Source organism: Paenarthrobacter histidinolovorans, assembly GCF_014647595.1.
Lineage (GTDB): Bacteria > Actinomycetota > Actinomycetes > Actinomycetales > Micrococcaceae > Arthrobacter > Arthrobacter histidinolovorans.
This window is the reverse complement of the sequence record NZ_BMPM01000003.1, coordinates 248380-259886: the sequence shown is the minus strand read 5'-3', so window position 1 is coordinate 259886 and position 11507 is coordinate 248380. Positions and strand designations below refer to the sequence as shown.

The 11507-nt window shown below is 60.4% G+C and carries 8 protein-coding genes; 3 read left to right on the top strand and 5 right to left on the bottom strand.

All coding sequences use genetic code 11. From position 1 onward, the window contains the following. Positions 1 to 14 precede the first annotated feature (14 nt). Complete coding sequence (locus tag IEY62_RS09255) at positions 15 to 575, top strand: OsmC family protein (protein ID WP_189016454.1); 561 nt, start codon at positions 15 to 17, stop codon at positions 573 to 575. A gap of 248 nt (positions 576 to 823) precedes the next feature. On the opposite strand, the gene IEY62_RS09250 is transcribed toward IEY62_RS09255, so the two are convergent. From IEY62_RS09250 to IEY62_RS09230, 5 genes are read right to left on the bottom strand one after another with little or no spacing between them, the layout of a single operon-like run. After that, the gene (locus tag IEY62_RS09250) at positions 824 to 1945 is read right to left on the bottom strand and encodes a Gfo/Idh/MocA family protein (protein WP_189016452.1); all 1122 of its coding nucleotides are present in this window, start codon (positions 1943 to 1945) and stop codon (positions 824 to 826) included. Beyond that, positions 1942 to 2703: a sugar phosphate isomerase/epimerase family protein gene (locus IEY62_RS09245; protein WP_189016449.1), complete on the bottom strand. Its 762-nt coding sequence runs from the start codon at positions 2701 to 2703 to the stop codon at positions 1942 to 1944. Before IEY62_RS09245 ends, IEY62_RS09250 begins: the two co-directional genes overlap by 4 nt. Before the next feature lie 50 nt (positions 2704 to 2753). Next, entirely contained in the window at positions 2754 to 3638 is an 885-nt protein-coding gene (locus IEY62_RS09240) for a carbohydrate ABC transporter permease (protein ID WP_189016446.1), read from the bottom strand. Then, positions 3635 to 4570 carry a carbohydrate ABC transporter permease gene (locus tag IEY62_RS09235; RefSeq protein WP_189016443.1) on the bottom strand — a complete coding sequence of 312 codons (936 nt, stop codon included), beginning with the start codon at positions 4568 to 4570 and terminating at the stop codon, positions 3635 to 3637. The genes IEY62_RS09240 and IEY62_RS09235 overlap by 4 nt, the downstream gene beginning before the upstream one ends. Positions 4571 to 4579: 9 nt before the next feature. Continuing rightward, a complete protein-coding gene (locus IEY62_RS09230) occupies positions 4580 to 5923 on the bottom strand; it encodes an ABC transporter substrate-binding protein (RefSeq protein WP_189016440.1) in 1344 nt (447 codons plus the stop codon). A 161-nt stretch (positions 5924 to 6084) separates the two neighbouring features. On the opposite strand from IEY62_RS09230, the gene IEY62_RS09225 reads away from it, so the two are divergent. Then, positions 6085 to 6711, top strand: coding sequence for a TetR/AcrR family transcriptional regulator (locus IEY62_RS09225; protein ID WP_189016437.1), 627 nt, complete (start codon positions 6085 to 6087; stop codon positions 6709 to 6711). Positions 6712 to 7404: 693 nt separating this feature from the next. After that, the gene (gene mobF, locus IEY62_RS09220; protein WP_189016434.1) at positions 7405 to 10971 is read left to right on the top strand and encodes a MobF family relaxase; all 3567 of its coding nucleotides are present in this window, start codon (positions 7405 to 7407) and stop codon (positions 10969 to 10971) included. Positions 10972 to 11507: the final 536 nt, after the last annotated feature.

Below are 11507 nucleotides of genomic sequence, written 5' to 3'. Positions count from 1 at the left end.
AACCTAAGGAAAAAATGAGCACCGCAACCACCCAGCCCAGTGTCGACCAGACTGCCGTCGAAGCAACCGTCGCAGCAGTGACCGCTCAGCGAGAACTGGGCCAAGTAACGTTCACCATGCAAAGCCAGTCCACCGGTGGCCTCACCGCCAAGACGCAGACGGGCCCCATGATCCAGGCTGGTAACCCGGATGAATCCCGCCTCGGCAAATTCACTCTGCATAGCGACGAGCCCCTCGGTCTGCTCGGAACCGACTCCGCTGTCAGCCCTGCCGAGTACCTCCTGAAGAGCCTCGCAGGCTGCTACACGGCGACCCTTGCGTTCCTCGCCGCTGCTCGCGACATCACGCTCGATGAGGTCCGCCTGACGTTGGGCTTCGAAACTGACCTCAGCGGCTTCCTCGGTATCGACGAAACCGTCCGAAAGGGAGCAAATCAAGTGACCGTCGATGTCGAAATCGACAGTGCCAGCACATCCCGCGAACAACTCGAGGAACTCGTTAAGGCTCTGGAGGCGACCTCCCCAATCCGGGACACCATCGCGAACCCGGTAACCGTGACCACCCGCCTCGTCTAACCCTGCACCCCCGGGTCCGGCCCGGATCAACGTGACCGGGCCCGAGGGCTGGCCGGACTCCGTCCGCCAAGGGCGTCGTTGCAGGAACAGCTTCAAACGAAAGCGCGAGGGCAGAGGCGCCACGGCGCCCTACATAGACCTGCCAGGTAAGCAGCACGGATGCGGCAGGGGCGGCGGACCTGGCCATGGGACGGCATCTGGTCAGGGAAGGCTCGCGTGGTCGCGCTAGTGTCGGCCCTCGCCGGTTCTTAGAGCGTGGCTGTTTCCGGTGCCCAGTCCACCGCGACGGCCACAGAGGCGGGTGCGTTGCTGGTGACGTCCACGAACGTGCCTGATTCCACGGATTCCGTGATGGAGACCATGGTGTCCAGCACGTGGTAAGCGAGGTCGCCCGTTGCACGGTGCGGGCCGCCGGAACGGATGGCGCGGGCCATGTCCAGTGCTCCCATGCCACGGCCGTTGGCAGGGCCGGTGGCGGGGATGATTTCGGGTTCTTCTGCGCCCGGACGCCACAGCTTCAGGTCGCCGTCGAAGTAGTTCGGGTCCGGCAGGGAAAGGGTCGCTTCGGAGCCGGTGATTTCGACGAAGCCCATCCGCAGGCGCGGCGACTCAAACGAGAAGACGCTGTGGCTGGACTGGCCGCCTTCGAACTGCGCCATCGCGGAGACATGGGTGGGGACCTCGACGGCGAATTCCTCGCCCGCCTTGGGACCGGAACCGATGATGCGGGTCGCCTTGGCCGAGGAGCCGACGGCGGCCACCTTGCGGACCGAGCCGAAGGTATGGATCAGGGCGGTCAAGTAGTACGGGCCCATGTCGAACAACGGTCCGGCGCCGTGCTGGAACAGGAACGCCGGGTTCGGGTGCCAGGACTCGGGGCCGGGGGTCTGGAAGGTGGTCATGCCGGTCAGGGGCGTGCCGATATCGCCGCGTTCGATGATCCGGCGGGCAGTTTGAAGACCGGCGCCCAGGAACGTGTCCGGGGCGGTGCCGAGGCGGATACCGGCGGCGTCAGCTGCTTTGAGCAGGCCAAGCCCGGACTCGCGGTCCAGGGAGAAAGGCTTCTCGGTCCAGACATGCTTCCCGGCGTTGACTGCCGCAGTGGCCACCTCGACGTGCGCTGCCGGGATGGTCAGGTTAACGATGATTTCGACGTCGGGATGGTTCAGTGCCAGCTCGGGCGTACCGAACTCAGCGATCCCGTATTCCTTGGCACGTGCCTCGGCGGTTTCGACGAAGAGATCCGCGATGACCAGGACTTTCAGGTCCGGGAAGACCGTGAGGTTGTCCAGATACGCCTTGCTGATATTGCCTGCACCGATGACAGCAACACCCACAGGGCCTTTGCGGGTAGAAGGGGCGAAGCTCATAGCTGCGCTCCTTCTACTGCTTCGGCGCTGGCCGTGGCAGTCAAGTACGCCAGGCTTTCGGTGATGCCTCGGAAAATGTCACCAGAGTAGTCATCGAACTCCACAACACCAACCTCAAGGGACCTGGCTGCAGCGAGAACATCCAGCAGCGGGATAGTGCCCTGACCAGCCGGCTGCTGGGCCTTAGTATCAGGAGTGCCCGGGCCATCCTTGATGTGGATAAACGTCACACGGTCACCTAGACGGGTCAGGAGTTCCACCGGATCCTGCCCACCGACAGCCACCCAGTACGTGTCTACCTCGAGCACGACATCCGGATCGAGCAAATCCGCGAAATACTCAAGGGCGGTCTTGCCCTCGATGATGGACTCCACTTCCCAGGCATGGTTGTGATAGCCCACACGAATGCCGTACTCAGCGCCCTTCTTTGCCGCTGCGTTGAGCCTGTCCGCGCTGGATCTGATGTCCTCGGCAGTTAGCCATGAATGGGCGGGGAGACACGGCTCAATAACCGTGGTTATACCCAGATCCTTTGCAGCAGCGAAGATCTCATCCTGGTCCTGGGACAACAACGGGGCGTGCCCAGACGGGGCCGTGAGGCCGTTCTCCTTCAACGCCGCGCCGAGCTCCTTGGCCGTGGCCACAAAGTTGTACGGTTCAACCTGCGTGAAGCCGATCTGTGCAACCCTCCGGATGGTTCCAGGCAGGTCCTCCTGGATGGCGTCGCGGAGGGTATACAGCTGGAGTGAGTAAGACATTGGGTTCCTTTGCTTTTGATTTGCCTGTAGGGAGTTGTGCTGGGGCAGCGTCAGCCCTTGACCCCAGAGCCGACCGCAGATCGAATGAAGTAGCGCTGGGTGAAGAAGAAGATCAGCAATACCGGAATGATGTACATGACGGCGCCCGCAGCCTGCACAGTCGGTATGACGTTTCCGTGAGGATCTTGGTACCAAGCTGTGATGGCAACAGCAAGAGTTGTGCGGTCCAGGTCGAGGAAGAGAGCTGGCGCGATGTAGTCCCCCCAGGTTCCTGTGAATGAAAGCAGGAACGAGGTGATCAGAACGGGACGTGATAGCGGCAGAAAAATCGTGAAGAACATACGAAGCCAACCGGCGCCGTCGATGATCGCTGCATCTTCGAGCTCACGCGGGATCGCCGCGAAAAACTGCCGAAACAGGAAGACCAGATACGGGGAAGCCGCCAATCCCCAGAGCACCCACGGCCAATAGGTATTGACCATTCCGATGCGGGAGAAAAGCACATAGGTGGGTAGCAGCGTAAGGATCTGCGGAATCATCATCGTCGACAGAATAACGACGAACAGTGCCTTCTTTCCGGGAGCCGTCAGCCGCGCGAATCCGAATCCAACTGCAGCGCTCGACAGAGTGACCAACACGGAGTAGATGGTTGCAAGGATCATGGAGTTCCCCGCGTAGCCGAGGAAGTTCATATCGGTCAAAGCGGCGACAAAGTTGCTCCATTGCGCATGTTCGGGCAATACGCTGATAGGCAACGAAGCCCATTCCGCTGGCGTTTTGAGGGCAGCCAGCACCAACCAGAGGAAGGGGCCGACAAAGAAGATGCTGAGGGCAAGGATCAGAATATAGACGGTCGCCGGGCGGCGCCTGTTTTTCGCTGTGTGGCTAGTGGGAGGTGCCGCACGCTGGGCACGAGGTCGGGTTGTGACAGTCATTTGGTGGCTCCTTCGCGTTCGGCGTCCGTATCAACCTCGTAGTGGACCCAGGATCTGCTTGATCGGAGAAGCACCATGGTTAGGCCCAGGATGATGATGAAGAAGATCCAGAGCATCGCTGATCCATAACCGAACCGGTTGCTAAGGAAGAACTCCTGGTACACCTGCACCATGTACATTCGGTTGCTCTCCGGAACTGTGCCTGCTCCGGCGATACCGCTGGAGTTGGTGAGCAGTAGCGGCTGCACGAAGATCTGCAGAGATCCAATGACCATGGTGATCACTTGGAAGAAGAGAATTGGCGAGATCATCGGCACGGTCACGTGACGTAGGACCGTCCACCGGCCGGCGCCATCAACGACGGCCGCTTCCTCGAGTTCAACGGGCACGCCTTGAAGGGCAGCAAGCATTATCACCATGCCACCCCCAAGACCCCAAAGCATCACGGTGATCAGGGAGTAGAAGACCGTCGGGTCCACCAGCCAGTCAATAGGTCCGATACCTACTACTCCAAGAACCGCGTTGAGTATCCCGGCGTCCTTGTTGAACACTAGTTTCCACATGATGGCCATCGCGACAACGGGGACGACCGAGGGCAAGAAGAATACAGTGCGCCATAAGCCCACAGCCCTCAGCCGTCGATTAATGATCAATGCCAAGCCGAGCGAACCGGCGACACTGAGAGGCACCACGATAGCGGTGAATGCCATTGTTCTGCCGAGGGCCGCCCATGCGTCGCCGTCATTGAACAGCTCCAAATAGTTGCGGAGGCCGACCCATTTCCAGCGTGGTGAACTGCCATCGAAATTGGTCAGGCTCACAAGGAACCCGTACAGCATGGGTACTGCCGTCAGAAGAACGAAACCGATAGCCCACGGCCCTATGAACGCATAAAACGTCTTTTTGGGATAGCGGGTCCACTTGCGCGCCATGATTCTCAGTTATCCAATCTGCTCTTTGCCGTGAGCGAGTGCCTGGTTGAGCTCGTCGGTAAGCGCTGCGCAGGCGTCCCTGACGCTCATCTCGTTCTTGATCGCCTTCTGCAGGTACTTGTCGATCGTTGTATTCAGCAGATCGATCGTGATGTACGGCGAATCAGGAAGCGGAACGGCATACTGAAGCTCATTCTGTGCGACGTTGTACGCGGCCTTTTGATACGGAAGCTCCTGCGGCAGCTTCGCCATCAGAGACTTCAAGGCCGGGAGTCCCCAGCCGCTCGAGGCGCGCGCCTGGGCAGGCGCCCCCGCCATGTAGTACTCCATCAGCTTCCAGGCTGCATCCTTGTTTTTGGCTTGCTCCGGAATCCACCATCCCTGACCCGAGTAAGTAGGATTGGCACGTGTTTCACCCATGACCGGCGCGGGCGCCATTCGGACGGTCTTCAATGCCTCAGGTGTGGCGAAGTTGCCGCCAAACCAGTAGCCATCCTGGGTTATCGCCATCCGACCGGCCGCGAAAGTAGAGAAGTCGGAAGCATCCGGCAGCGGATTCAGCGATGTCGGCCCCACCCCTGCATTAGCGAAGTCGACATACCACTGGAAAGCTCGCCGGGCTTGGTCCGTAGTGAAGTCGATCTTGGAGAGATCGTCGTTGTAAAGGTTCCCGCCTTGTTGGAGAACCATGGCCGACATCGGTCCGTAGAGGGTCCACGCCCACTCGAGGCCGAGTCCATACGACGCGGTCGTGCCGCCATCAGCAACTGTCAGCTTCTTAGCGATTTGTAGAAGTTCGTCGTAGCTCGTGGGCTCTGTCTCGCTCAGATACGGGACGCTCGCTTTGTCGAATAGGGCCGTGTTGTACCAGAGTGAAGCGTCCTGACTCCAGTCCTTGACGATGCCGTAAAGGGGACCTTTTCCGCTGTGGCTGCCATCCCATCGGAACCCGTCGTTGACGGGCTGCAGGTCGTCTTCCTTTAGTACCTGGCTTTTCTCCAGGAACGGCGTTAGGTCGGTTGCTAGTCCGCGTGCGTTGAAGTTCGCGCTGCCCAAGGCGCCACCCGCGACAATGTCCGGAGGGCTACCGGCTGCGAGCATCGTGTTGAGCCGCGTTGGATCGGTCACGATCAGATTGATCTTGATGCCGGGATTTGCGGCCTCGAATTCGGCAATCTGCTTGTCGCTGAGGTCCTGGGCGCCGGCCATCAGAGTGATCGTGGCCTCGCCTGAATTGCCGCCGGACGAACTCCCGGGACTGCCTACGGTACATCCGGCCACCAGCGGCAAGGCTGCAGCGATTGCCAGACTGCGGATGATTATCCGTCGGCTGATTCGTGTTTGTGCGTTCATGCGTACCTCCTTGTGAGCATGGGGGACTCTTCCTTAAGCCGCCCTTGGTGATGCACATTACACTGAAATTTGTACAACTGCTACAATTTCTTCAATGACTCTCACCAGCATCGCTTCCCGTTCTCCAACACGTCCCGGATGCGTGGCGTAACATGGCACCGATGACGGAACAACAGCACACCCGGGCCCGTGGTCCGTACGCCAAGTCGGCGCAACGCAGCATCGAAATTCTCGATGCTGCAACTACGGTCTTTGCGACCCACGGGTATCGCGGAGGTTCCCTGCGGGACATCGCAAGAGAACTCGATCTCAGCTTGACGAGCATCGTGCATCACTTCGGCACCAAATACGAGCTACTTGAAGCTGTGCTCGAACGAGCCGACAAGACAACCACGGGCAATGAATCATTCGACTTCGATGCGGCCTGCGCGGAGCGGGGCGTCGCGGACGCAACCCTTGGTCGGGTCCGTTCGAGCCTTGAGCGTCCGGAACTGCTCAGACTCTTCGCGATCCTGGCGGCCGAGTCGTCGGCACCGACACATCCGGCTCACGACTGGTTCGTTGAACGTTATCGGCGAAAGACCGCTGCACTTGCACAGGCTTTCTCCTACGATCAGGAGATGGGTCGAGTAGACCCAGAACGGGATCCTATCCTTCTAAGCCGGTTGCTCATCGGGGCCTGGGACGGAATCCAACTTCAGTGGCTTATCGATCCGACCGCCGATATGAACGCCGCCATGCGAGCATTCTTCGAATGGAAGATTCCCGAGGCTTTGCAAGGCACATAATGAAATGCCGCAGCCTCGGCGAGGGTGCGGCAGCTTGTCGCCTTCCGGAACCATGGGTCCACGAGTTTCCGAAACCCGTGCGCTGTCCGGTGCATTCGCTTAGCTGCTACCCAGAAGATGTGTAGGTGCGTAGATGCTACTAGAGACAGGCAAGTCCGGAAACATCAGCACGCCCAACTCCGGACTATAGTCTCCGGTCAGTGCATTCAATCAAGCAGGAGCTCCAGGCCCACACTTAGCCTACGACCAGATGTGAAAGTTGCGATGACCGGGTCTCCTCAAAGACTCACACCTCTGGCATCCAAGGGCGAGTCCGCAGGAAATCATGCGGGTGGGGCGGGCCGAATTCATGAACTGGTGTGAACAAGCAGAGCCCGAACAGCAAGCACATGGCAAACCTGAAGATGGCGCCAACCGCACGGACCGGCTCCTGACCGAGCTGAGATTGCAGTCCTCCGAACTGGAACGACTCCACGCCATCTACGGCGAACTGGAAACCAGAAACGGCCTCCTCCACAACGAAGTCTTGCGGCTGAAGCGTGCCCAGCGAACAAACGTTCAAGACCTCGCTCGTGTGGCGGCCGTTTTGCTCCAAGTTTCGCGCGCTAAAGGCGTGGCCCTCGACCCAGTGACACTCGACATTCTCCGTCGGCGTGGCTGGCTTCCAGCGAGAAACCGCACTGGAGCACGGCCATGACCATGTCCATCGCCAGGCTATCCATCCGGTCAGGGCTCAAGTACCTCTTTAAGTCCACGATGCTGGACGACTTCTCCCCTACTCCCCCAGACAACATCAGCTATTACATGAAGACAGGAACACCCCAAGGTCGTTGGTTGGGCAACGGTCTCCAAGGAATCGCCAGGGCAGCCGGAGACAAAGTCAATGAAGCCGATGCACGCGCCGTCTTCCAAGACGCGGCCCACCCCGACAGCCGTGAACCGTTAGGGAGGCCCCACGGGCAGCCACCGATCAGCCAAGAGGCCAACAATCAGAAAGCGACGAAGCATGCCGTCGCCGGCTTCGACCTCACGTTCAGCGTCCCGAAGTCCGTCTCTACGCTCTGGGCACTTAGCCCGCGTCGCCTCCAGGACCAGATACTTCAGACCCACCACGAAGCTATCGAAGCAACTCTGGCCTGGATGGAAGAGCAGGTCATCAACACAAGATCTGGGCGGAACGGAGTTGCTCACGTCGGCACTAGAGGAGTGATCGCCGCAGCCTTCGACCATTGGGAATCCCGCGCTGGCGACCCTCAGCTCCACACCCACCTGGTCATCGCGAACCGAGTCCAGCGCGTCACGGACGGTGCATGGGTCACTCTGGACTCCCGCTCCCTATACAAGGCAGTCGTCGCCGCCAGCGAACACTACAACGGGCTGCTCTTCGATGCCTTGCACACCAGCCTCGGCACAGAAACGGACATCCGAGCCCCAGCGCAAAACACTCATAACCCAAGCCAGCAACTCACGGGCATCGCTGAAGGCCTTGTCCGCGAATTCTCCAATCGCTCAAGGCTCATCGACGTCGAGACCGACCGCCTAGTCGAACAGTGGGCCACGGACCACGGAGCTCGCCCGACAGCGACAACCATCGTGAGATTGCGCCAGCAAGCCACCCTCTCGACTCGAACTCCCAAGAATGATGAGCCGTTTCCGCTACGAACACTTTCCGCACAGTGGCGCGACAGAGCAACGGCCAAGGGCTTTGATCCCGAGTCAGTCGTAGCTTCCACCATCCGGCGTTCCCGCTCACGCCCATTCCGCATCGGCAACTTCGCCCCTGACTGGATTGCCGCCGTCGGGCTTATCACCCGACAGCGCGTGGCGGCCAAACGCTCAACCTGGAATCGTTGGAACCTGATAGCCGAAGGTGAGCGTGTGTGCGCTGAGATCCGTTGCGCCTCCCCCGCCGACCGTAACGCGATGATCGATGCCGCGGCCACCGCGGCAGAACGTCAATCCGTGCCACTCAACGAGTACCGGTACGGCGTCCCCGCGGATGCCGCCGATGATGTGCGATTCGCCGGGCGCAGTGTCTTCGATTTCCACGGGTCGCGTCTCTACACGGATGGGTCGACGCTTGCCTTTGAGGACGAAGTCATGGCGGCGAAGAACGACGACGGCGGCCCGGCCGTGCCGGTCGAGCTCTCCTTCCAGACGCTCACCTCATACAGAAACGGCGAAGGGTCACCCCTGCACGATGACCAGCTGACGGCAGCGTCGGATGTCCTGCTGAGCTCCAGCGTGCTCGACGCCATCGTTGGACCGGCCGGGACGGGAAAGACGACGACACTGGGCGCAGTGAAAGCAACGTGGGAGGCGGCGTACGGGATGGGCAGCGTTGTTGGCCTGGCGCCGGCTGCTGCGAGCGCCGAGGTTCTCGGCTCGGAGCTGCGGATGGTGACAGAGAACGTTGTTAAGTGGCTGCATGAATCTGTTGGGTCTGGTGCGGCCGAGCGCGCAGACCGATTCTTCAAGGCGGACGATCGACTGCGTAGAGCGTCAGTTCCCAGCGGCCCAATCAATAGTCGACTTCAACAGGAGGTCGCGCGTCTGGCCGCCCAGCAGAACCAATGGCTGTTTCGGCCAAACCAGCTGGTAATAGTCGATGAAGCCTCCATGGTCTCAACGCTCCAGCTCGCAGCCCTGGTCCGCCAGGCCAAGGAAGCCGATGCCAAGATCCTCTTGGTTGGCGATCCCGCCCAGCTCGATTCCATCGATGCCGGGGGTGTGCTTGGCTGGCTTGATCGGCAAGGGAAGGCAGCCCGGTTGAGCACGATCTGGCGTTTCAAGGATCCGTGGGAACGGTCAGCTTCCCTCGGGCTACGTGAAGGGCGTCCATCTGTGCTCGCAGAGTACGAGGACCATGGTCGCATCAAGCACGGCCACTACTCGGACATGGTCGACCATGCCTACTCCACGTGGCACTCGGATATCCTGGTTGGCCAAGTCTCGGTCTTGATAGCTCCTGATAACGAGACCGTCCAAATGCTCAATGAACGGGCTCAAGCCGACCGGGTAAGTCTGGGCGATGTGGATGTGGAACTCACCGCAGCCCTTCGGGACGGGCTGAGAGCCGGTCGTGGCGACATCGTTATAGCTCGTCGGAATGACAGATCCATTCGCGACGATCGAGGTGAGTTCCTTCGCAATGGGGCGCTGCTCGAAGTCACGGGAGTCAGTAGACGCCAAGGTGCTCTAAATGCGATACGTAAAGACACCGGAGCTGCCCTACTCTTGCCGAGCAGTTATGTGGAATCATCCCTGGAGCTGGGCTACGCCACCACAGCCCATCGCAGTCAAGGCCTCACTGTCGACACCGGCCACACCGTCGTCACCCCTGGGCGCCTCACGCGGGAACTGCTGTATGTCAGCATGACCCGGGGCCGGCACTCCAACACGGCCTATGTCAGCGAGAACGACCCGGACGAGGACGAGATCCTGGACCCGAGTGCCCGTTCGAACTGGCGGGTGATCCTTGGCGAGGTCCTTGCTGCTGAGGGTGCGGAGCGAACGGCTCACGAGGTACGGGACTTCGAACGGCAGCACGCCGACAGCCTCGAGCGTCTGAGCCGCGAGTACGATTACCTGGCTCAAATCGCTGCGGGTATGGATCTCTCGAAAGCTATCGACAGTCCTATGCCCGGCCGCTCTGAGGAGATGCGCGAATCTCCAGCTTGGGGCGCCACGGTCGCTGCCTGGCGACGTGCCAGCGACGTCAATCGTCCGGGAGCCCTGAGCACCTTGGACGAGGTTCTGGGCTCAGAAGCCAAGGCACGGGACCTAACCGCACTTGCCCATGCCCGGCTTCGCAGGTTCTGCTCGGCGATGCCCCCATCACCCATCGATCCGTTGACTGAGCAGCTGCCGATAGATCGCGCAGACCTCACAGCGTTGCTGGACCAAGTACGACGGCGGATTGGGAACCGTGCGGAGCACGTCGCCAACGCGGTTCTACTCGATGACCCTGAATGGGCCACACTATTGCGAAAAGACATCGAGGCCGGTGCAGATCCGTTGGAGGCGGCCGCAATGCTCCGTGATGTGGCGGTGTACCGGGATCGGTGGGGCGTCAATAGCGCGGCACTCGCCCTTGGTCCGACTCCGGCGGACTGGGAATGGGAACAGCGAGCGCAGTGGGACCACCTACGGCAAGAAATCACCCAAGCCGCCACACCAGAGCCAGGGCTAACAGATGTCGGCAACTTGTATGGGTTCGACTCCCCAATAAGCCTGACAAATGCCGGATGGCAGCTCTAAACTGGAAGTTGGAGCAAGTATGCAGGTGAACCCAGTCCTCAAGCCGAGAGTAGCAACACCCGCTCTGATCGTGGCGAGCGCAGTGACGTTGGTGCTTGCCCTAATTCTGGCCGCCTTGGCCTTTACGGTTACCGGTACCACTTGGCTACTGTTGATCATCGCCGCCCTAAGCGTCGTACTCATTGCCGTCTGGGGTCGACGCATTCACGGTCTCCGGCGGTGGCAATCGGAAACCCACGCTCATTGGACGCGTCTCGAAGGTCTGAAGGAGGCTAGCGGGACTACAACTGAGGTCACGGTCCTAACCGTCGACGCACCTCAGCCGACGGGCTCCTGGGTCACCATCAGCTGGAACCGGTTCGACTACATCCAACCGGCGTGGATCGAAGCACTTCCCGAGCCCATCTGGCCTGGATCCGTTCTGCTGATACGACCAGATCCAGCGCAGGTGCGACCGGGAGCTCCGTGGCCCGAGACTTACCGGATCAGCGGCGACCATGTTCTGGCATGGGCGCCGTGCCTGTAAGCGGACGATC

Excerpts from the sequence above, each read along its gene's own strand:
- IEY62_RS09245 (WP_189016449.1), bottom strand. The coding sequence starts at position 2,703 with ATGTCTTACTCACTCCAGCTGTATACCCTCCGCGACGCCATCCAGGAG.
- IEY62_RS09225 (WP_189016437.1), top strand. The coding sequence starts at position 6,085 with ATGACGGAACAACAGCACACCCGGGCCCGTGGTCCGTACGCCAAGTCG.
- mobF (WP_189016434.1), top strand. The coding sequence starts at position 7,405 with ATGACCATGTCCATCGCCAGGCTATCCATCCGGTCAGGGCTCAAGTAC.
- IEY62_RS09255 (WP_189016454.1), top strand. The coding sequence starts at position 15 with ATGAGCACCGCAACCACCCAGCCCAGTGTCGACCAGACTGCCGTCGAA.
- IEY62_RS09240 (WP_189016446.1), bottom strand. The coding sequence starts at position 3,638 with ATGACTGTCACAACCCGACCTCGTGCCCAGCGTGCGGCACCTCCCACT.
- IEY62_RS09235 (WP_189016443.1), bottom strand. The coding sequence starts at position 4,570 with ATGGCGCGCAAGTGGACCCGCTATCCCAAAAAGACGTTTTATGCGTTC.
- IEY62_RS09230 (WP_189016440.1), bottom strand. The coding sequence starts at position 5,923 with ATGAACGCACAAACACGAATCAGCCGACGGATAATCATCCGCAGTCTG.
- IEY62_RS09250 (WP_189016452.1), bottom strand. The coding sequence starts at position 1,945 with ATGAGCTTCGCCCCTTCTACCCGCAAAGGCCCTGTGGGTGTTGCTGTC.